This window comes from Streptomyces lomondensis, from assembly GCF_014651035.1.
Taxonomy (GTDB): domain Bacteria; phylum Actinomycetota; class Actinomycetes; order Streptomycetales; family Streptomycetaceae; genus Streptomyces; species Streptomyces lomondensis.
This window is the reverse complement of record NZ_BMWC01000011.1, coordinates 16,156-37,279: the sequence shown is the minus strand read 5'-3', so window position 1 is coordinate 37,279 and position 21,124 is coordinate 16,156. Positions and strand designations below refer to the sequence as shown.

The window sequence follows — 21,124 nt, the reverse complement described above, 5'->3', positions numbered from 1 at the left end:
CGTCGCGCACCGGTGGGGAGGCCGCCTTGTGACGGTCCTGCGCATAGGCAACGCCTCCGGCTTCTACGGCGACCGCTTCGACGCCCTGCGCGAGATGCTCACCGGCGGCGAACTCGACGTCCTCACCGGCGACTACCTCGCCGAGCTGACCATGCTCATCCTCGGCCGGGACCGGCTGAAGGACCCCGCAGCCGGATACGCCCGGACCTTCCTGCGGCAGCTGGAGGACTGCCTCGGGCTCGCCCACGAGCGGGGCGTCAAGATCGTCACCAACGCGGGCGGGCTCAACCCGGCCGGACTCGCCGACGCCGTACGGCAGTTGGCCGACCGGCTCGGCATCCCCGTACGCGTCGCCCATGTCGAGGGCGACGACCTCACCGCCGCGCACCCCGGGAGCCTCGCCGCCCACGCCTACCTCGGCGGCTTCGGCATCGCGGCCTGTCTGCGGGCGGGCGCCGACGTCGTGGTCACCGGGCGGGTGACGGACGCGGCCCTGGTCACCGGGCCCGCCGCCGCCCACTTCGGATGGACACCGGCGGACCACGACCGGCTCGCGGGTGCCGTCGTCGCCGGGCACGTCCTGGAGTGCGGGGCGCAGGCCACCGGCGGCAACTACGCCTTCTTCCGGGAGGGCGACGTCCGCCGCCCCGGCTTCCCGCTCGCCGAGCTCCACGAGGACGGCGGCTGCGTCATCACCAAGCACCCCGGCACCGGCGGCTTCGTCGACGTCGGCACGGTCACGGCCCAGCTGCTGTACGAGACGGCCGGCGCCCGGTACGCGGGGCCGGACGTCACCGCCCGGCTGGACACCGTACGGCTCACCCAGGACGGCCCCGACCGCGTCCGTGTCGAGGGCGTGCGCGGCGAGGCACCCCCGCCCACCCTCAAGGTCGGGCTCAACAAGCTCGGCGGCTTCCGCAACGAGGTCGTGTTCGTGCTCACCGGCCTCGACATCGAGGCCAAGGCCGCCCTGGTGCGGGAGCAGATGGAACCCGCCCTCGGCAAGGTCGCCGACGTCCGCTGGGAACTGGTCCGTACCGACCGGCGCGACGCCGGCACCGAGGAGACGGCGAGCGCGCTGCTGCGGCTCGTCGTACGGGACCCCGACCGGGAGACCGTCGGACGGGCGCTGAGCGGGGCCGCGGTGGAGCTCGCGCTGGCCAGCTACCCCGGCTTCCATGTGCTGGCGCCACCGGGGAAGGGCGCGCCCTATGGGGTCTTCGAGGATGTGTACGTCCCCCATGGTGCCGTCGACCATGTGGCTGTCCTCCATGACGGACGTCGGGTCTCCGTGCCCCCGCCCCAGGACACCGCCGTACTCGACCCGGTGCCGGAGCCGCCGCTGCCCGAGCCGCTGCCGCCCGGGCCCCGCAGGAGCGCCCCGCTCGGGCTGGTCGCCGGAGCCCGCAGCGGTGACAAGGGCGGCAACGCCAACGTCGGCGTCTGGGCCCGCTCGGACGCCGCCTGGCGCTGGCTCGCGCACGAGCTGACCGTCGACCGGTTCCGGCAGCTGATCCCCGAGAGCGGCGAGCTGACCGTCGTACGGCACGCGCTGCCCAACCTCCGCGCCCTCAACTTCGTCGTCGAGGGCATCCTCGGCGCCGGCGTCGCCGACCGGCACCGCTTCGACCCGCAGGCCAAGGCCCTCGGCGAATGGCTGCGCTCCCGCCACCTGGAGATACCGGAGGCCCTGCTGTGACCGTCCTGACCTCGGCGCTCGACCTCGACAGTCCCGAGTACCGGGCCAACCGCGAGGCGATGCTCGCCAGGCTCGCCGAACTCGACGCCGAGCATGCCAAGGCCCTTGCGGGCGGCGGCGAGAAGTACGTCGAACGGCACCGCAGGCGCGGCAAGCTCCTCGCCCGCGAGCGGATCGAGCTGCTCCTCGACCCCGACACGCCCTTCCTGGAGCTGTCCCCGCTGGCCGCCTGGGGCAGCGACCACACCGTCGGCGCCTCCCTCGTCACCGGCATCGGTGTCGTCGAGGGCGTCGAGTGCCTGATCACGGCCAACGACCCGACCGTGCGCGGGGGAGCGAGCAACCCCTGGTCACTGAAGAAGGCCCTGCGCGCGAACGACATCGCCCTGGCCAACCGGCTGCCCTGCATCAGCCTGGTGGAGTCCGGGGGCGCCGACCTGCCGTCCCAGAAGGAGATCTTCATCCCCGGCGGCGCCATCTTCCGGGACCTCACCCGGCTGTCCGCCGCCGGGATCCCGACCCTCGCCGTCGTCTTCGGCAACTCCACCGCCGGTGGCGCCTACGTCCCCGGCATGTCCGACCACGTGATCATGGTCAAGGAGCGGGCGAAGGTGTTCCTCGGCGGTCCGCCGCTGGTGAAGATGGCGACCGGGGAGGAGAGCGACGACGAGTCCCTGGGCGGCGCCGAGATGCACGCGCGCGTGTCGGGCCTCGCCGACCACTTCGCCGTCGACGAGCACGACGCGCTCCGGCAGGCCCGCCGCGTGGTCGCCCGCCTCAACCACCGCAAGGCCTACGGCGATCCCGGACCGGCCGAGCCGCCCGAGTACTCCGCCGACGACCTCCTCGGCATCGTCCCCGGCAACCTGAAGAGCCCCTTCGACCCGCGCGAGGTCATCGCCCGGATCGTCGACGCCTCCGACTTCGACGAGTTCAAGCCGCTGTACGGGACGAGCCTGGCCACCGGCTGGGCGACCCTGCACGGCTACCCCGTCGGCATCCTGGCCAATGCCCGAGGGGTCCTCTTCAGCGAGGAGTCCCAGAAGGCCGCCCAGTTCATCCAGCTCGCCAACCAGCGCGACATCCCGCTGCTCTTCCTGCACAACACCACCGGCTACATGGTCGGCAAGGAGTACGAGCAGGGCGGCATCATCAAGCACGGCGCGATGATGATCAACGCCGTCAGCAACTCGAAAGTCCCCCACCTCTCCGTCCTCATGGGCGCCTCCTACGGCGCCGGCCACTACGGCATGTGCGGCCGCGCCTACGACCCCCGCTTCCTCTTCGCCTGGCCCAGCGCCAAGTCGGCCGTCATGGGCCCGCAGCAGCTCGCGGGCGTGCTGTCGATCGTCGCCCGGCAGTCGGCGGCGGCCAAGGGACAGCCGTACGACGAGGAGGCCGACGCCGCGCTGCGCGCCATGGTCGAGCAGCAGATCGAGTCCGAGTCGCTGCCGATGTTCCTGTCCGGGCGGCTCTACGACGACGGCGTCATCGACCCGCGCGACACCCGCACCGTCCTCGGCCTGTGCCTGTCCGCGATCCACACCGCCCCCTACGAGGGCGCGCGCGGCGGCTTCGGCGTCTTCCGGATGTGAGGAACCTGCAGTGATCACTTCTGTGCTCGTCGCCAACCGGGGCGAGATCGCCTGCCGCGTCTTCCGCACCTGCCGCGAGCTGGGCATCCGCACGATCGCCGTCCACTCCAACGCCGACCAGGACGCCCTCCACGCGCGCGTGGCCGACGCGAGCGTACGACTTCCGGGGGAGGCGCCCGCCGACACCTACCTGCGCGGCGACCTGATCGTGAAGGCGGCCGTCGCGGCCGGCGCGGACGCCGTGCACCCCGGCTACGGCTTCCTCTCCGAGAACGCCGACTTCGCCCGGGCCGTCCAGGACGCCGGCCTGCGGTGGATCGGCCCGCCCCCGGAGGCCATCGAGGCCATGGCGTCCAAGACCCGCGCCAAGCAGCTCATGGGCATCCGGCCGCTCACCGAGGTCACCGAGGCCGACCTGCCCGTGCTGGTGAAGGCGGCCGCGGGCGGCGGCGGCCGCGGCATGCGCGTCGTACGCCGCCTCGCCGACCTGGACGCCGAACTGGCCGCCGCCCGCGCCGAAGCGGCGAGCGCCTTCGGCGACGGCGAGGTCTTCGTCGAGCCGTACGTCGAGAACGGCCGCCACGTCGAGGTGCAGATCCTCGCCGACACGCACGGCACGGTGTGGCCGCTCGGCACCCGCGACTGCTCCCTGCAGCGCCGCCACCAGAAGGTCGTCGAGGAGGCCCCCGCCCCGGGCCTGCCCGGGCAACTCGACGCCGAGGTGCGGGCCCTGGCCGTACGAGCCGCCCGGGCCGTCGACTACGTCGGCGCCGGCACGGTCGAGTTCCTCGTCGCCGACGGCCGGGCGCACTTCCTGGAGATGAACACCCGCCTCCAGGTCGAACACCCCGTCACGGAAGCCGTCTTCGGCCTCGACCTGGTGGCGGAGCAGATCCGCATCGCCGAGGGCCACGCCCTCGAACCCGACCCGCCACGCGCGCGTGGCCACGCCGTCGAGGCCCGCCTGTACGCCGAGGACCCCGCCCGCGACTGGTCCCCGCAGACCGGCACCCTGCACCGCCTGACGGTGCCCGGCTCGGTCCGCCTGGACACCGGCTACACGGACGGCGACACCATCGGCGTCCACTACGACCCGATGATCGCCAAGGTCGTGGCCCACGCCCCCACCCGCCCGGAGGCCCTGCGCAAGCTCGCCGCCGCCCTGGAACGGGCCGCGATCCACGGCCCCCTCACCAACCGCGATCTCCTCGTCCGCTCCCTGCGCCACCCGGAGTTCACCGCGGCCCGCATGGACACCGGCTTCTACGACCGCCACCTGCCGGACCTGACCGAGCCGTCCCCCGACCCGCACGCCCCCCTGGCCGCCGCCCTCGCCGACGCCCACGGCCGCTCCCGCCCGGGCTTCGGCGGCTGGCGCAACGTCCCCTCACAGCCGCAGACCAAGCGCTACCTGATGGCGGGCGAACAACACGAGGCCCGCTACCGGCACACGAGGCAGGGCCTGGAGGCGGACGGGGCGCGGGTGGTGCACGCCGACGCGCGTCTCGTGATCCTCGAAGTGGACGGCGTCCAGCACCGGTTCGAGGTCTCCCGCTACGGCGACCAGGTGTACGTCAACGCCACCGCCCTGACGGCCCTGCCCCGCTTCCCCGACCCCACCACGCAACACGCCCCCGGCTCCCTCCTGGCCCCCATGCCCGGCACGGTCGTCCGCGTGGCCGAAGGACTCACCGTAGGAACGCCCGTCAAGGCAGGCGAGCCCCTCCTCTGGCTGGAGGCGATGAAGATGCAGCACAAGATCACGGCCCCGGCCACAGGAACGCTGACGGCGTTGCCGGTCGTACCCGGACAACAAGTGGAGCCGGGCATATTGCTGGCGGTCGTGTCGGAAACCTAAGGGGCGCGGGGAACTGCGCGACCAGCCACAACGAAGGAGCCACATGCCCACGACCGAAACCGACGAGCACAAGACCCTCCGATCAGCCGTCGCCGCCCTCGGCAAACGTCACGGCCCCGCCTACGACCGCGAAGCACTCTGGTCCGAGGCGGCCAAGCTCGGCTACCTCGGCGTCAACCTGCCGGAGGCCTACGGCGGTGGAGGCGGCGGCATCTCCGAACTCTCCATCGTCCTCGAAGAACTCGGCGCCGCGGGCTGCCCCCTCCTCATGCTGGTGGTCTCACCGGCGATCTGCGGCACGGTGATAGCCCGCTTCGGCACAGACGCCCAGAAACAACACTGGCTCCCCGGCCTGGCCGACGGCACCCGCCTCATGGCCTTCGGCATCACCGAACCCGACGCCGGCTCCAACTCACACCGCATCACGACCACAGCTCACCGCGATGGGGCCGACTGGATCCTCACCGGCCGCAAGGTCTTCATCTCCGGCGTCGACATCGCGGACGCGACCCTCATCGTCGGCCGCACCGAAGACGCCCGCACCGGCCGCCTCAAGCCCTGCCTGTTCATCGTCCCGCGCGACGCCCCCGGCTTCACCCGCCACCCCATCGACATGGAACTGCACGCCGTGGAGAAGCAGTTCGAACTGGTCCTGGACGACGTACGCCTGCCCCCCGACGCGCTCGTCGGCGACGAGGACGCCGGACTCCTGCAGCTCTTCGCCGGCCTCAACCCCGAACGCATCATGACGGCCGCCTTCGCGATCGGCATGGGCCGCCACGCCCTCGCCAAGGCCGTCGCGTACGCCCGCGACCGCACCGTCTGGACCACCCCCATCGGCGCCCACCAGGCGATCGCCCACCCCCTCGCCCAGGCGCACATCGACCTGGAACTGGCCCGCCTGATGATGCAGAAGGCCGCCCACCTGTACGACACGGGCGACGACATGGGCGCCGGCGAGGCCGCCAACATGGCCAAGTACGCCGCCGGGGAGGCCTGCGTGAAGGCCGTCGACCAGGCCGTGCACACCCTCGGCGGCAACGGCCTCACCCGCGAGTACGGACTCGCCTCGCTGATAACGGCCGCGCGCGTGGCTCGGATCGCCCCGGTCAGCCGGGAGATGATTCTCAACTACGTCTCCCACCAGACCCTGGGCCTGCCCAAGTCGTACTGAGACGACCCGCGCGCGAGGAGGAACCGCCATGTTCCGCAGCGAGTACGCAGACGTCCCGCCCGTCGACCTCCCCATCCACGACGCCGTCCTGGCCCGGGCCGCCGAGTTCGGCGACGTCCTCGCCCTGCACAGCCCCGACACCGTCGCCTTCCCGACCGCCTTCTACGCCGCCACGCGCGCCGGTGCCACCGTGCACCCGCTCGCCACCGCGCAGGACGTCTGCGACAGCGCGACCGGCCACCGCCCCCTGATCGACATGCCGGCCACCACCGCCCCCGAGCCGCAGGTCGCCATCGACCCCGCCGAGGACGCCGCCGCCCTCCCGTACCCCTCCGGGACCACCGGCACCCCCAAGGGCGTGATGCTCACCCACCGGCAGATCGCCACCGGGGCAGCGACTGGCGTCGAAGCAGAAAGGCCGATCCGTGAGGGTCGGTCTCCTGCCGCTCGCGGTGGGGGCAGGTCAACAAGTACAAGAGCTTCCTCGGGAGCCCGGTGCATGGCGGCACAGCGAAAACCAAGCCGTCGCCGTGGGTACCTCTCCGAACGCGTCGCCCTCTACAAGCGGATCCGGCAGGTCACCTTCATCGACGGCGTCCCCCGGGCCGCCTCCGGCAAGATCCTCCGCCGCCGGCTCAGGGAGCGCGCATGACCCTCGTAGCCCGCACGCGCGCGCGTGCCGTGGAAACCCTGACCCTCGACTCGCCCCGCAACCGCAACGCCCTGTCGGCGGCCCTGGTCGCCGAACTGGCCGAGGCACTCACGGACGCCGGCGAGGACACCGCCGTCCGGGCCGTCGTCCTCACCCACACCGGCACCACCTTCAGCGCCGGCGCCGACCTCAAGGACCCCCCGCCCCCCGAGGCCCTGGTCGCCCTGCTCCGCCAGATCATCGAACTGCCCAAACCGGTCGTCGCCCGGGTGACGGGCCACGTCCGCGCGGGCGGCCTCGGCCTCCTGGCCGCCAGCGACATCGCCGCCGCCTCCACCGAGTCCACCTTCGCCTTCACGGAGGTCCGCATCGGCGTAGCCCCCGCGATCATCTCCCTGCCGCTCCTGCCCCGCACGAACGCACGCGCCCTGTCCCGCCACTACCTCACCGGCGAACTCTTCGACGCCGCCGAGGCAACCGCGACAGGCCTGCTCACCACCCACGCCGACGACGTCGACACGGCCCTGGCCCCCATCCTCGACGGCCTGCGCAGATCCGCCCCCGACGCCCTGGCCGAGACGAAACGGCTGCTCACGGCTAGGGTGCTGGAAGCCTTCGACCGGGACGCGGCCGACCTGACCGCGCTCTCGGCCCGGCTGTTCTCCTCCGCGCAGGCCCGCGAGGGGATGACGGCCTTCCTCGAACGACGGGATCCGGCATGGGTGGTGTGAGCACGGTCGACCGTGCGGAGAGAGTCCCCAAGCAGGACCGCAGCCGGGCCACCCGGCAGCGGCTCCTGGAAGCCGCCGTGGCCTGCCTCGCCGAACACGGCTGGGCCGGCTCCACCGTCTCCGTCGTCGCCGAACGCGCCGGCGTCTCCCGCGGTGCCGCCCAGCACCACTTCCCGACCCGCGAGGACCTGTTCACGGCGGCCGTCGAGTACGTCGCCGAGGAACGCTCCACGGCCCTGCGCGCCCTGTTCCCCGAGGGCGCGTCCGGAGACCGCCACGCGGTCGTCGCCGCCCTGGTCGACCTCTACACGGGCCCGTTGTTCCGCGCCGCCCTCCACCTCTGGGTCGCCGCCTCCAACGAGGACCAGCTCCGCTCCCGCGTCACCGAACTCGAATCCCGCGTCGGCCGCGAGACCCACCGCATCGCGGTCGACCTCCTGTCCGCCGACGAGTCCGTCCCCGGCGTCCGCGAAACGGTCCAGGGCCTCCTCGACATGGCCCGCGGCCTGGGCCTCGCCAACCTCCTCACGGACGACACGGCACGACGGGAACGGGTGGTGGCGCAGTGGGCGGGGTTGCTGGACGAGGCGCTGGGCTGACGCCCCGGCCCTCAGGGGCTGAGCCGCTCCACCCGCCAGCTCCCGTCGGCCTGCTCCACGTACCGCAACCGGTCGTGCAGCCGGTTCTCGCGGCCCTGCCAGAACTCCACCGTCTGCGGCGCCACGCGGAAACCGCCCCAGTTCGGCGGCACCGGCACCTGCTCGCCCTCGGGGTAGCGGGCGGCCAGCTCGGCGTACGCCCCGTCGATGTCGGCACGCGTGGAGACCACCGACGACTGGGCGCTGGCCCACGCCCCCAGCTGGGAGCCGTGCGGCCGGGTCCGGAAGTACGCCGCCGTCTCGTCCCGCCCGGTGCGCCGCGCGAGCCCGGTCACGATGACCTGCCGGGCCATCGGGTGCCAGGGGAACAGCAGTGAGACGTAGGGGTTCTCCGCCAGGTCGCGCGCCTTGCGGGAGTCGTAGTTCGTGTAGAAGACGAACCCCTGCTCGTCGAAGTGCTTCAGCAGCACCGTACGGGCGCTGGGCCGGCCCTCGGCGTCGGCCGTCGAGACGATCATGGCGTTCGGCTCGAACAGCCCGCCGTCCGTCGCGGCCTGTTTGAACCAGCGCGCGAACTGCTCGACGGGGGTGGCGGCCAGCTCGTTCTCGGAGAGCCCCTCGGCCCGGTACTGCTTGCGCATCGAGGCCAGATCGAAGGGGACGGCGTCGCGGTCGGTCACCCGGTCATCTTGCCGTATGGACGGTGTCCTTCGTCACTGAGTGGCACTGAGTGCCGTGAACCCTCCCCAAGGATGGCACTCGGGGATATCGTTTCCGTGCCGTTCCGGTTGGGTGACCGCCAGCCGCACGGGGCATCACAGGGGAGACCGGCCGGGACCGCGAGTCGCCGCACACGACCGTGGATCCACCGGACGTCCGCCCGCTGCGCAAGCTGACTGACACATGGTTCTTCCGCACACCCCACAACACCATCTGTCACTTACATCACGAGGAGCCGCCTGATGTCCGACTTCGTACCCGGGCTCGAGGGAGTCGTCGCGTTCGAGACGGAGATCGCCGAACCGGATAAGGAGGGCGGCGCACTCCGGTACCGGGGCGTCGACATCGAGGACCTCGTCGGACATGTCTCCTTCGGCAATGTCTGGGGCCTGCTCGTCGACGGTGCCTTCAACCCCGGCCTGCCGCCCGCCGAGCCGTTCCCCATCCCCGTGCACTCCGGCGACATCCGCGTCGACGTGCAGTCCGCGCTGGCCATGCTGGCCCCGGTCTGGGGCCTGAAACCCCTCCTGGACATCGATGCCGAGCAGGCTCGCGAGGACCTCGCCCGCGCGGCCGTCATGGCGTTGTCGTACGTCGCCCAGTCGGCCCGCGGCCAGGGCCTGCCGATGGTCCCGCAGCGCGAGATCGACAAGGCGCAGTCCGTCGTCGAACGCTTCATGATCCGCTGGCGGGGCGAGCCGGACCCCAAGCACGTGGCGGCGGTGGACGCGTACTGGACTAGTGCTGCGGAACACGGCATGAACGCGTCCACGTTCACGGCGCGGGTCATCGCGTCGACGGGCGCGGACGTGGCCGCGGCACTGTCCGGCGCCGTGGGCGCGATGTCCGGCCCGCTGCACGGCGGCGCCCCCTCGCGGGTCCTCCACATGATCGAGGAGATCGAGCGCACGGGCGACGCCGAGGCCTACGTCAAGCAGACCCTCGACAAGGGCGAGCGCCTCATGGGCTTCGGCCACCGCGTCTACCGCGCCGAAGACCCCAGGGCCAGGGTCCTGCGCCGCACCGCCCGCGAACTGGGCGCCCCCCGCTTCGAGGTCGCCGAGGCCCTGGAGAAGGCGGCCCTGGCGGAACTCCACGCCCGCCGCCCCGACCGCGTCCTCGCGACGAACGTCGAGTTCTGGGCGGCCATCGTCCTGGACTTCGCCGAGGTCCCGGCCCACATGTTCACGTCCATGTTCACCTGCGCCCGCACGGCCGGCTGGTCCGCCCACATCCTGGAGCAGAAGCGCACGGGCCGCCTGGTCCGCCCCTCGGCCCGCTACGTCGGCCCGGGCACCCGCGACCCCCGCGAGATCGAGGGCTACGAGGACATCGCCCACTGACCCGCCCCACCCACGGCCTCACCCGGCTCCGGGTGGGGCCGTCCGCCTGTCCCGCCCCGCGAGCCGGTCCAGCTCCTCACCGACAGCCTCCCGCAGCGGGTCGTGCCGCGGCCCGAGCGCGTACCGCTCCTCACTCCACATCTCCCGCGGATAGAGCCACACGGGCCGCCGTACGAGATCCTCGGGCTCCCATGCGTACCGCGGCCACACATGCGCGTGCAGGAACCCGTCGGTGTTCCCCAGGATCTCCAGATTGACCCGCCGAAACCCCGGCTCCACCCGCCGGCAGGCCCGCTCCACCGCTTCCCCGAGCAGGTCCATGTCGCTCAGGAACGCCAGCCGCCTGCCCCGCGGCAGCTCCGACAGCCGCTCCACCGCCGGATCATCGGTCAGCAGCACCGAGTAGCCGGGCAGGAACTGCGTATCACCGATCGCCGCGAACCCGGCGTCCAGTCTCCGCATGACGGCCGGATTCTCGCCCCGCAGGGCACTGCCGACCCGGTCGGTGCGCCACGCACCCGTCACGATCGCCCCCCGAAACGCAGACGACCCGCGAGTCTGGGTCCTCCTAGGAGGAGCCGGCCGGACGTACCGGCGACTCGCGGGTCGGGTGACTGCCTGAGATTGGGCCGGCTGCACGTTTCGCTCACGTGCTGGTCCGGCACCGCACTGAGTGTGGTGTCGGGCCGCTAGCCCGCAGCCACCTCACGCGTCCGGGATTCATACATCTGCCGGATCACCTCCTTTCCAGTGTGACCCACACACTAAGAACTGCTCGGTCGCCGCTCAACCCATTTTCGGAGAGGGTGACTGTGGCGATTCGGGCCGCATGGCCCAGCCGTATCCGTCACCCCGCTGAAGCAGTCGCAGATTCCGGTGGGAGACGTTGATCCGGCCCCGGGGCGTAGAGAGGCTGTGCTGGCCCCTGGCGCGGACGGAGACCCTCCCGGTCCATGTCCCCGCCCACTTGCCGCCAGGCACGACCGCACGCACCAGGTCTCCGGTGACGTATCCGAAGTGCCGTTTGGCTCGAGTCCTCAGCAGACGGGGAAACCCGTATCTGTCCGGAGTGGTACGGGCGTAAGAACCTCGGCCAGTGGCTCGGGCCGTCAGCACATGCTGGGGGAACCTCACGATCCGGTCGCCGACCGCGTGATCAAGAGGCCCGACGCAGAGGGCATCCAGGGTGTGTGTCTTGTCCAAGCCCATGGCGACGCGGTTTGCCTTGGTAAGGCTGCCGGACCAGGTGTGCACGGGCTTGCCGAGGGCGGACAGCGCGTCCGTGAGTTGCCAGCGGGTGGCGTTCATGGAGGCGGCGTCGTCGAGTGGTGCCCTGACCTGGGTAAGGATCGCCGTAAGACGGTCGGCGCTATCCGCCAGGAAGGCCTCGACCGGCTTGCTGCCCTTGGCCTTGTTGCACGGAGAGCAGGCCAGAACAAGGTTGGAGATCCGGTCTGACCCTCCTCGACTGCGGGGCCTGACATGTTCGACGTTCAAGGGCACGCCGGACACGCCGCAGTAGGCACACGAACCGTCCCATGTGACACGCAGATGATCTCGGACGCTGGTTCCAGCCAAAGGACCTCGTTGGTGTTCGGTTCCTTTGAGCAGCCTGCCCGCGCTCAGTGAGTGCGTGTCGAAGGCGACGTGTTCCACGTGGATCTCCGTCACGGGCGCACAGCGGCACAGTCGGTCGGCCAGCGAGAAGGTCGTATCGACGCGATGGCGAACGGACGGAGGCAGCCAGCCTGCTCGGCGAGCCCGGTTGTCCGACCGCCCTGCCCGGTAGCGGAGGTTCGCGCTGCGTCTACGGCGTCGGTACCCGGCGCGTTGACGCATACCGGCGCGGATCTGGTCGCCGCGGTGCCGCAGCTCGACGGAGACCAGGCCACGCCGGACGGTGATGACGGCGCCCTGGTCGCCGGACTCCTTCTTCTCATCGGTGAGGACGAGGCCGGTGCCCTTGGAGCCGGGATCGATGCGCAACTGCACCCCTTCGACTTCCGACTCGTCGTGCGTGCGGTCCTTCAGACGGATCACGAAGGGCACCTGCCGGACGACCACAGCCCGGCCCTTGCGTAACAGTTCACGGGCACGGGCGGGATGGCAGGGCATGAGAGGTCGCCCGTCCCGGGACAACACGAAGACCCTGCTCGCGCCGGTCCCGCCCGTATACGGTCGGCCGCTCCGGTCCAAGGCGGGAACGTCACCGCTCCCGGTCTCTGCCGCCTGCGCCGCCGGAACGGCGCGCTTGGCGTGACGCCGACGGGCCGCGGTGCCACGCCCGCCGGTCTCCCCTCGCCCATGTTCCCTGCCGGTGCCCCGCACGGCGGCGGAGTGGCCGTGAGCCGTTTCGTCCCTGCTCCCAGGGGTGTCTGCTCCCACGGATTCCAGAGCAGGCTGCTGAGGAAGCACAGCCTGGTGGGTCTGCTCGCCCACAGGAAACGTAGTCATCGGGTCGCACCTCCCTGATCCCTCGGATCGTGAGGACTGGAGCTGGTCACCCGACGGCCTTCGGCCGGGGAGCGGGTGACCTCCCGTCTCGTGTATGCCGTCGAAATTAGTGGTCCGTGCTGTGCGGAAGGTGCTGCACGGGCCGGGAAACGCTCCTTCGTGCGAACCGAGACCGAGGTGTACGCGCGGCGGGGGAGCGCCGAGGGGCACCGGCCCGGCCTCCGCGGCGTTGACGTGGGGATTGCCGTCGTACGACGATTCCCTCAATGTTGTGGGAACTCGGTGTGCGCTGGGTCACGTTCCAGTTGAATGATTGCAAGTAGCGAACCGACGTGCCGTACGTGCGGACGCAGCCTGCAGGGGGTCCAGGTGAGTGCTTCCCGGCGTAGTGGGACCACCGACGAGCTGGGGCCGGACGAGCCCGAGCGGGACAGTTCGGATGGTTCGGATCTGCTTGCCGCGCTGCTGGACGGCATGGACGCAGCGTTGTGCGCGTTCGACGCCGACGGTGTCGTGACGCACTGGAACCGCGAGGCCGAGCGGATCCTGGGATGGAGCGCGGACGAGGCCGTGGGGCGGCGGGGCCTGGCCGGGTGGGCCGTGCGCAGCGCGGACGCCGAGGAGGTCGAGAGCCGGCTGCTGTCCGCGATGCACGCCCCGGGTCGGCAGGTGCACGAGTTCGCGTTGCTGACGAAGGACGGCGGGCGGGTGCTCGTGCGGACGCAGTCGGCGGCCGTGCGGGGGCCTGACGGGAAGCCGGCGGGTGTGTACTGCGCCTTCAGCGAGGTGCACGCGCAGATCGATCTGGAGCGGTCGATCGCGCTGAGTGAGGCGCTGTTCGAGGACGCCAGCTGGGGTGTCGTCCTCGTGGACGTCGATCTGCGGCCCGCCGTGGTGAACGCGCACGCGGCCCGGGCGCTGGGCACGGGGCGTACGTCCGTACTGGGACGGCCGCTCGGGGAGCTGCTCGCGCAGGGTGTGGAGGAGCTGGAGAGCGCGCTCCAGCATGTGCTCGCGGAGGGTGCGCCGCCCGCGCCCGCCGAGATGTGGGTGAGTGTGCGCACGCCGGAGGGCGAGAAGCGGCGGTGCTGGCGCAGCGGCTTCCTGCGGCTGGCCTCGCCGCTCGCGGAGGAGCCGGTTCCGCTGGGTGTGGGCTGGCTGTTCCAGGACGTGACGGAGGCCAGGCAGAGCGAGCAGGAGGCGTCGCTGCTGCGGTTCCGTACGCAGCAGCTGCACCGGGCGTCGCGGGCCGCCGCCGAGTGCGAGGACCCGGCGGAGGCGGCGACCGTCCACCTGGACTTCGCGCTGGCCGGCTTCGCCGACCACGCGCTGATCGACCGGGTGGCGGGCGGCGCGCTCACCGACGCGGAGGCCGAGGGGCCGGTTCGGCTGGTGCGGGTCGCGGCGACGCCCTCCGGTGCGCCGGGGCCGAGCAAGCTCGCCGACCGGGCGGGCCTGCCCGTGCGGTACGCCGAGGGGCATCCCGCCCTCCAGTGCGTGGAGCGGGTCGGCGCGCTGCGGGCGAGCGCGGGCGCCGTGCGGCCCGAGGAGGCCCGGGAGTGGGCGCTGGCCCGCCAGTGGCCGCCGGACGCGGTGCACGCGCTGTGCGCGGTGCTGCGCAGCCGGGGGCGGACGCTGGGCGTCGTGACGTTCCTGCGGGGTGCCGGGCGCAGCGCGTTCGAGCGGTCCGACGCGGTGTACGCGGAGGACGTGGCGCTACGGATCGCGGCGGCACTGGATCTGGCGGGGCTGTCCGAGTCCGAGGAGGTGTGAGCGGGCCGGCGCCGTGGCCCCCCTCAGTGCCGGTAGAAGATCCGGTCCCGGTACTGGTCCATCACCCGCGCGTTCCAGTCGTGTCCGCCGTCGACGTTCCCGGAACGCAGCAGCGGGGGCTCGATGCCGCGGTCGGCGAGGGCGGCGGCGGTCGTCGCCATGACGGCCTGGAGGAGGGCCGAGGTGACGACCGTGGAGGCGGGGGCGAAGGGCGCGGGCACCTTGTCGTGGGTGAGTTCCGCGTCGCCGACCGCGATCTTCGAGTCGAGGACGAGGTCGCAGTGGTCCTTCAGGTACGTCCCCGAGGAGTGCCGGGACTTGGTCTCCGTCGCGTAGGCCACCGACGTCACGCCGATGACCCGTACGCCCAGGGCGCGCGCGGTCATGGCCATCTCCACGGGGAGGGCGTTGCGCCCCGAGAGGGAGATGATCAGCAGGGCGTCGCCCGCGCGGAGCGGGGAGTTGTCGAGGACGGCGGTCGCGAGGCCGTCGACGCGTTCCAGGGCGGAGCCGAGCGGCGCGGGCATGACGTCGACGCCGACGGCGCCCGGCACGGCGAGCAGGTTCATCAGGGCGAGACCGCCGGCGCGGTAGACGAGGTCCTGCGCGGCGAGGGAGGAGTGCCCGGCGCCGAAGGCGAAGAGGCGGCCGCCGTTCTCGACGGTGTCGGAGAGGAGCGTGCCGGCCGCCGCGATGCTGTCGGCCTCCTCGTCGCGCACCCGCCGCAGCAGGCCGATGGCGGCGTCGAGGAACTGGCCGGCCGGCGCGCGGTCGCTCATACGGGGTCCCTTCAGGCTGGCCTCGCGGGCTGATGTCGCGCATCACGGTGCGGTCTGGACCAGTGCGGTGTCAATACGGCCGGGAGAGCGGCGCCGCGAGCGCTTCTGGTGTGCTTCTGGGCCCCGAAAGAGACGTTCGTACCCGTCCGCCGGCCCTCGTAACCCCTCGCTGTCCCTCCCGCGGCACGGTTGTCGGTGGTATCCGGCAGAATTGGGTGCAGGGCCAGCGCACGAGCCGGTGAGCCGTCCAGCCTCCGGCAGATCTCATTCGAGGGGCACGTATGTCCGGACTGATCGACACCACGGAGATGTATCTCCGCACCATCCTCGAGCTGGAGGAAGAGGGTGTGGTCCCCATGCGCGCCCGTATCGCCGAGCGGCTCGACCAGAGCGGGCCGACGGTCAGCCAGACGGTGGCGCGGATGGAGCGCGACGGCCTGGTGTCCGTCGCCAGCGACCGTCACCTGGAGCTCACCGACGAGGGCCGCCGCCTCGCCACGCGCGTGATGCGCAAGCACCGGCTCGCCGAGTGCCTGCTCGTCGACGTGATCGGCCTGGAGTGGGAGCAGGTCCACGCCGAGGCGTGCCGTTGGGAGCACGTGATGAGCGAGGCCGTGGAGCGCCGCGTGCTGGAGCTGCTGCGGCACCCGACCGAGTCGCCGTACGGCAACCCGATCCCGGGTCTGGAGGAGCTCGGCGAGAAGGACGGCGCCGACCCGTTCCTGGACGAGGGCATGGTGTCGCTGGCCAGTCTCGACCCGGGCGCCGAGGGCAAGACGGTCGTGGTGCGCCGTATCGGCGAGCCGATCCAGACGGACGCGCAGCTGATGTACACGCTGCGGCGGGCGGGCGTGCAGCCCGGCTCGGTGGTGAGCGTGACGGAGTCGGCGGGCGGGGTGCTGGTGGGCAGCGGCGGCGAGGCGGCCGAGCTGGAGTCGGACGTCGCCTCCCACGTGTTCGTCGCCAAGCCCTGAGCCGCGCCGGGCTGTCGCCGGCCGCCGCCGGCAGCAGCCGCCGGCCGCCGCCGGCCGTCGTCGGCTGCCGCCGGGGGGCGGTAGTCCTGCCGTGTTGGCGTGATCCGTACCGGGATCCCGTATTCAGTCCGCCGAATGGCAGCGCTCGGTCGCTTCCCGTGCGACGCTGTCGCGTGAGGCATATGACCTGAGGGGCTCTGGGCCGCGGCTCGACAGCGATGTCGCCCGGCCGGGGAGGGGGCGGGAGGATGTGCCGTGGAGAAGTGGAGGGCCCCGGCGCCGTGTGGCGCCGGGGCCTGTCCTCCCCTGTGCTGACCCGGAGCCCCGAGCTCTCAGGGTCATCCCCCTCGGACCGTTTTTCCCCGAGCGGTCCGCCTCCCGCTGAAGATCTCCCCTCGGCAGCGGGGATCAATCCCCGCGGGCGGTCACTCGAAGGAGGGGTGTTGCCCGCGAGAACGGCATCTTCGAAAGCGCATTCGATAGTCTGCGGATGACGCAAGGCACGGATTTGCACGGATCCACCGGCGGACAGAGCACGACAGGCACAGCAGGCAGAACACGGTTCACAGGACCGGCCGGCTCGAGGGAGCCGCGGTCCGCGCGAAGCTTGGGGGGTGCCAGGACATGGCGCGACGCATCGACGTGACCGGGACGGGCGGCGTACGCCTCGCGGCCTGGGAGTTCGGCGACCCGCCCAAGACCGATCCGGCCGGCGTCGATCCGGCCGGACCGGCCGGACCGGATGCGGCGCGGGACGCGCGGACCGCACCGGACGGCTCCCCGGGCGTGCTGTTACTGCACGGCCTCATGGGCCGCGCCTCGCACTGGGCCCCCACCGCGCGCTGGCTCTCCGGGCGGTACCGCCCGGTCGCCCTCGACCAGCGCGGCCACGGCCGCAGCGACAAGCCCCCGCAGGGGGCCTTCACGCGTGACGCCTATGTCGACGACGCCGAGGCCGCTCTCGAACAGCTCGGCCTCGCCCCGGTCGTCCTCATCGGCCACGCCATGGGCGCGCTGACCGCCTGGCAGCTCGCAGCCAAGCGTCCCGACCTGGTCCGCGGACTGGTCATCTGCGACATGCGGGCCTCCGCCCTCGGCGCCGCGTCGCAGCGCGAGTGGGACCAGTGGTTCAAGTCCTGGCCGCTGCCCTTCGCCACCCTCGCCGACGTCCGCAAGTGGTTCGGCGAGGACGACCCCTGGGTGGAGCGGCCGAATCCGGCCCGCGGCGCGTTCTACGCCGAGGTGATGGCCGAGTCCCCGGACGGCTGGCGCCCCGTCTTCGAACCGGAGCAGATGCTCCGCTCCCGCGAGACCTGGGTGTACGACGCGCACTGGGAGGAGCTGGCCCAGGTCCAGTGCCCCGCCCTGGTCGTGCGCGGCCTGGACGGCGAGCTGGGCCGCGCCGAGGCCCAGGAGATGGTCCGCGTCCTGCCCCGCGGCCAGTACGCGGAGGTCGCCGACGCCGGTCACCTGGTCCACTACGACCAGCCGGAGGCCTGGCGCGCGGCCATCGAACCGTTCCTGGACTCCCTCGACCACGGCTGAGCCCCGCCCCGGTCAGCCCTTGCTGACCGCCACCAGGATCTCCGGCAACCGCCGAGCCGTCTGCGGAGCGGCCAGTCGCAGTCCCACCGCCGTCAGCCCCGCCCCGTACGCAGCGCCCACCGGCAGCAGCAGCCATGTCCAGGCGTCGCCCTCCGCGCTCACGTTCAGCCAGATCGTGAGCGCGATGACGGGCGCGCACAGCACGGCCGCCGCGATCATCCCGCCGAAGATGGAGATCCAGGCGAGCCCGGTCTGCCCGGGGGCGACGTTCTTGTAGCCCTCCTGCGGGATGGAGTAGGGGAAGCGGGCGGACGTCCACGCCCCGGTCGCGAGCATCGCGCCGAGCAGCGCGAAGGACAGCCCGAGCGCCTCGGGCAGCCGCCGCCAGTCGCCGAGCATCGCGGTCGTCACGACCGTCACCAGCGTGGCGTACGGCAGGGTGATCAGCAGCAGCGCGTACGCCCGGGCCCGCAGCTCGACGTACGCGTCACGCGTCGAGGAGATCGTCATCGCGACGATCCAGAACGCCGAGGTGTCCTGCCCGAACTGGTTGTACATCTGGATGCCGAGCATCCCGGCGGCGAAGCACGCGAAGTACACGGACCCGGTGCCCTGCCAGGCGTTGAACACCGGCACGATCAGCCCGATGGCCAGCGAGGTCACCCAGGCGGCCTTGATCTTCGGGTCGCGCCACACATACCGCAGGCTGCGCTCCATGACCGTGCCCGTACGGCCCGCGGGGAGCAGCCGTCCGAGCCCGGTCGACGACCGCTCCCGGGCGGCCGTCTCGGCGGTGGCCAGCGTGGACCCGTCGGGCGAGGTCATCAGCCGCGTCAGATGCCGGGACCACACGGCGAGCAGCGCCACGAGCGCGCCGGCGGTCAGCGCCAGTTGGGCGGTGGCCAGGCCGTACGACCCCTCGCCCACCGCGTGCACGGCGGCGATGGCCGACGCGGGCGGCACCCACTGAAGCACCTCCGCCACCGGGTCGAGCTCGCCAAGACCCGAGGCACCGATGCGCTGCGCCCCGAAGTTGACGACCTGCGCCCCGATCGCGATGACGAGTCCGCTCAGCACCGCCAGGTCCCGTCCCTTGCGGCTGGTCAGCAGCCGTACGTTGGCGGCGGCGACGGCCCGCGCCAGGGCCACGCACACCAGCAGCGCCAGGACGACGGCGACCACACCCACCGCGAACGCCGCCCCACCCCGGGCCACCGCGACCACGGAACCCACCAGCAGGCACAGGGTGAACAGCGGCCCGATCCCGACCAGTGAGGCGGTGAGCAGCGCCCGGATCAGCGGCCGGGGCCGCAGCGGCAGCATCACGAGCCGGGTCGGATCCAGCGTCTCGTCACCACTGGGGAAGAACAGCGGCATCACCGCCCAGCCGAGCCCCAGCACCGCGACGGCCAGCACGATCAGCGACTCGGCGTGCGCCTGGCCGCGCAGCGCGATCAGGCCGATCAACTGGAGCGCGGCGAACAGCAAGGCGAAGACGGCCGATGCGATGTATGCGGCCTTGCGCCCGCCGGATTGCCGCAGCCCGTTGCGCAGCAGCGACAGCTTCAGCCGTACGAAGACGGGGGTGATCGCGGGGGCGCTCACCGGGGCCCGCCGCCCAGCCAGTCGAGGTCGGTCCCGGCGTCCCGGCTCTGGGCGCCGACGAGTTCGAGGAACGCCCGCTGGAGCGACGGCGCGTCACCGCGCACCTCGGCGAGGGTGCCGGTGGCGCGGATCCGCCCGGCGGCCATCACCGCGACCCAGTCGCACAGCGACTCGACGAGCTCCATGACGTGGGAAGAGAACACGACCGTGGCGCCGGAGGCCGTGTACCGCTCCAGGACGCCCCGGATGGTCTGGGCGGAGACGGGGTCGACGCCCTCGAACGGCTCGTCCAGGAACAGCACTTCGGGGTTGTGGAGGAGCGCGGCGGCGAGCCCGATCTTCTTGCGCATGCCGGTCGAGTAGTCGACGACGAGCTTGTGCTGGGCCCCGGCCAGGTCGAGGACGTCGAGGAGCTGCGTGGCGCGCTTGTCGACCTCGGCACCGGGCAGCCCGCGCAACCGCCCGGTGTACGCCAGCAGCTCCCGCCCCGACAGCCGCTCGAACAGCCGCAGCCCCTCCGGCAGCACCCCGATCCGCGCCTTCACCTCGACGGGGTCCTGCCACACGTCGTGCCCGACCACCTCGACGGTCCCGTGGTCGGGCCGGAGCAGCCCGGTCACCATCGACAACGTGGTGGTCTTCCCGGCCCCGTTGGGCCCGACAAGCCCGATGAACTTGCCCGCGGGCAACTCCAGATCGATCCCGGCGACAGCGACCTGCTGCCCGAACCGCTTCCAGAGCCCCCGCACCCGCACAGCGCTGGTTCCCACCGCAACTCCCTCCGTCACCCTGAACCCTACGGTTTCGGTCGTGCCCAAGGGGCGCGGGGAACTGCGCGATCAACCACGAACGACCCGCAGCCGCCGACGAAGACGAGCCACACAGACGATCAGGCGCTCACCGATCCCGCCCGCACGCATACGCCAACGGCGAGATCAACTCCTCCGCATCCGGCAGCCACCGATTCGCAGGCGTAGGCCGGCAGGCCCACTGCACAGCCCCCCGCGACCCGAACCGCGTAGGCGGCGCAGCCACATACGCGCCCTCACCCAGCACCGTCAGATCCAGCGACGACAACGACCACCCCAGCTTCCGCACCAGATCAGGCACCTTCACGGAAGCCCCCGGCAGCACGAAGAACTCCATCCGCCGATCCGGCGTGAGCGTCACCGGCCCCAGCGTCAGCTCCATCCGCTCCATCCGCGCCAGCGCCAGGAACCCGGCGGTCTCCGGCACGGAGATCGCGTCGAACGTACGCCCCGTCGGCAGCAGGATCGACGCGGTCGGCTGCTTCTGCCACATCCGCCGCGCGACGGTCGCGCTGCCCGTCGCCTGCGACTCCCAGTCCGGACGCGCCGGGTGCGACCCGGGCGCCGGGCACTCGGCGTCACCGCAGGAGCAGCGCTGAGCGCCGTCGGCGGCTTCCAGCCAGGTGCCGGGGAACACGTCCCAGTGGCGCTCCTCGGCGTAGCGGACAGCGGTCTCCAGCAGCGATTCCCCGCGCTGCTTCGGGATCTGAGCGGCTTCGGTGCCGGCGATCGTCTCTTCCACGATGAACACAACTCTGGTCGTCACCAGGGGTTACGCCCGCCCGTGTGCGCGGGGAGGAGCATCGCTTCCGTG

Annotated in this window: 17 protein-coding genes and 1 pseudogene; 11 read left to right on the top strand and 7 right to left on the bottom strand. The window is 72.1% G+C overall.

Annotated elements, in window-relative coordinates:
- Window positions 1–28: 28 nt before the first annotated feature.
- From IE255_RS30270 to IE255_RS30240, 7 genes and pseudogenes are all read left to right on the top strand, one after another.
- On the top strand, window positions 29–1,699 hold the full coding sequence (locus IE255_RS30270; protein ID WP_190053579.1) for an acyclic terpene utilization AtuA family protein: 1,671 nt from the start codon (window positions 29–31) through the stop codon (window positions 1,697–1,699).
- Window positions 1,696–3,294, top strand: a complete 1,599-nt coding sequence (locus IE255_RS30265; RefSeq protein ID WP_190053578.1) for an acyl-CoA carboxylase subunit beta — start codon at window positions 1,696–1,698, stop codon at window positions 3,292–3,294. The genes IE255_RS30270 and IE255_RS30265 overlap by 4 nt, the downstream gene beginning before the upstream one ends.
- A gap of 10 nt (window positions 3,295–3,304) precedes the next feature.
- Window positions 3,305–5,152 (top strand): acetyl/propionyl/methylcrotonyl-CoA carboxylase subunit alpha, encoded by a 1,848-nt coding sequence (locus IE255_RS30260; protein ID WP_190053577.1) that lies wholly within the window; start codon window positions 3,305–3,307, stop codon window positions 5,150–5,152.
- A gap of 43 nt (window positions 5,153–5,195) precedes the next feature.
- A complete protein-coding gene (locus IE255_RS30255; RefSeq protein ID WP_190053576.1) occupies window positions 5,196–6,326 on the top strand; it encodes an acyl-CoA dehydrogenase family protein in 1,131 nt (376 codons plus the stop codon).
- A 28-nt stretch (window positions 6,327–6,354) separates the two neighbouring features.
- Window positions 6,355–6,723, top strand: a pseudogene (locus IE255_RS40435) (AMP-binding protein); the annotation flags it as partial.
- A gap of 251 nt (window positions 6,724–6,974) precedes the next feature.
- Window positions 6,975–7,709, top strand: a complete 735-nt coding sequence (locus tag IE255_RS30245; RefSeq protein ID WP_190053574.1) for an enoyl-CoA hydratase family protein — start codon at window positions 6,975–6,977, stop codon at window positions 7,707–7,709.
- Window positions 7,697–8,308: a TetR/AcrR family transcriptional regulator gene (locus IE255_RS30240; RefSeq protein ID WP_190053573.1), complete on the top strand. Its 612-nt coding sequence runs from the start codon at window positions 7,697–7,699 to the stop codon at window positions 8,306–8,308. Before IE255_RS30245 ends, IE255_RS30240 begins: the two co-directional genes overlap by 13 nt.
- A gap of 11 nt (window positions 8,309–8,319) precedes the next feature.
- Here the strand turns inward: IE255_RS30240 and pdxH are convergent, their stop codons facing one another.
- Entirely contained in the window at window positions 8,320–8,988 is a 669-nt protein-coding gene (gene pdxH, locus IE255_RS30235) for a pyridoxamine 5'-phosphate oxidase (RefSeq protein ID WP_190053572.1), read from the bottom strand.
- 282 nt (window positions 8,989–9,270) lie between these two features.
- On the opposite strand from pdxH, the gene IE255_RS30230 reads away from it, so the two are divergent.
- Window positions 9,271–10,371 carry a citrate synthase 2 gene (locus IE255_RS30230; RefSeq protein ID WP_190053571.1) on the top strand — a complete coding sequence of 367 codons (1,101 nt, stop codon included), beginning with the start codon at window positions 9,271–9,273 and terminating at the stop codon, window positions 10,369–10,371.
- Between the two features lie 18 nt (window positions 10,372–10,389).
- On the opposite strand, the gene IE255_RS30225 is transcribed toward IE255_RS30230, so the two are convergent.
- Together IE255_RS30225 and iscB are read right to left on the bottom strand one after the other, a co-directional pair.
- Window positions 10,390–10,896, bottom strand: coding sequence for an HIT family protein (locus IE255_RS30225; protein WP_190053570.1), 507 nt, complete (start codon window positions 10,894–10,896; stop codon window positions 10,390–10,392).
- Window positions 10,897–11,157: 261 nt separating this feature from the next.
- Window positions 11,158–12,513: an RNA-guided endonuclease IscB gene (gene iscB / locus IE255_RS30220; protein ID WP_268255763.1), complete on the bottom strand. Its 1,356-nt coding sequence runs from the start codon at window positions 12,511–12,513 to the stop codon at window positions 11,158–11,160.
- Window positions 12,514–13,134: 621 nt separating this feature from the next.
- On the opposite strand from iscB, the gene IE255_RS30215 reads away from it, so the two are divergent.
- A complete protein-coding gene (locus IE255_RS30215) occupies window positions 13,135–14,598 on the top strand; it encodes a PAS domain-containing protein (RefSeq protein ID WP_190053568.1) in 1,464 nt (487 codons plus the stop codon).
- 23 nt (window positions 14,599–14,621) lie between these two features.
- On the opposite strand, the gene IE255_RS30210 is transcribed toward IE255_RS30215, so the two are convergent.
- The gene (locus IE255_RS30210) at window positions 14,622–15,377 is read right to left on the bottom strand and encodes an SIS domain-containing protein (protein WP_190053567.1); all 756 of its coding nucleotides are present in this window, start codon (window positions 15,375–15,377) and stop codon (window positions 14,622–14,624) included.
- A 281-nt stretch (window positions 15,378–15,658) separates the two neighbouring features.
- On the opposite strand from IE255_RS30210, the gene IE255_RS30205 reads away from it, so the two are divergent.
- On the top strand, window positions 15,659–16,351 hold the full coding sequence (locus tag IE255_RS30205) for an iron-dependent transcriptional repressor DtxR (protein ID WP_010035781.1): 693 nt from the start codon (window positions 15,659–15,661) through the stop codon (window positions 16,349–16,351).
- Between the two features lie 624 nt (window positions 16,352–16,975).
- On the top strand, window positions 16,976–17,896 hold the full coding sequence (locus IE255_RS30200) for an alpha/beta fold hydrolase (protein WP_190053566.1): 921 nt from the start codon (window positions 16,976–16,978) through the stop codon (window positions 17,894–17,896).
- 12 nt (window positions 17,897–17,908) lie between these two features.
- Here the strand turns inward: IE255_RS30200 and IE255_RS30195 are convergent, their stop codons facing one another.
- From IE255_RS30195 to IE255_RS30185, 3 genes are all read right to left on the bottom strand, one after another.
- Window positions 17,909–19,501 carry a transporter gene (locus tag IE255_RS30195; protein ID WP_190053565.1) on the bottom strand — a complete coding sequence of 531 codons (1,593 nt, stop codon included), beginning with the start codon at window positions 19,499–19,501 and terminating at the stop codon, window positions 17,909–17,911.
- Window positions 19,498–20,289 (bottom strand): ABC transporter ATP-binding protein, encoded by a 792-nt coding sequence (locus IE255_RS30190; protein ID WP_190053564.1) that lies wholly within the window; start codon window positions 20,287–20,289, stop codon window positions 19,498–19,500. Before IE255_RS30190 ends, IE255_RS30195 begins: the two co-directional genes overlap by 4 nt.
- A gap of 109 nt (window positions 20,290–20,398) precedes the next feature.
- The gene (locus IE255_RS30185; protein WP_190053786.1) at window positions 20,399–21,061 is read right to left on the bottom strand and encodes a bifunctional DNA primase/polymerase; all 663 of its coding nucleotides are present in this window, start codon (window positions 21,059–21,061) and stop codon (window positions 20,399–20,401) included.
- Window positions 21,062–21,124 lie beyond the last annotated feature (63 nt).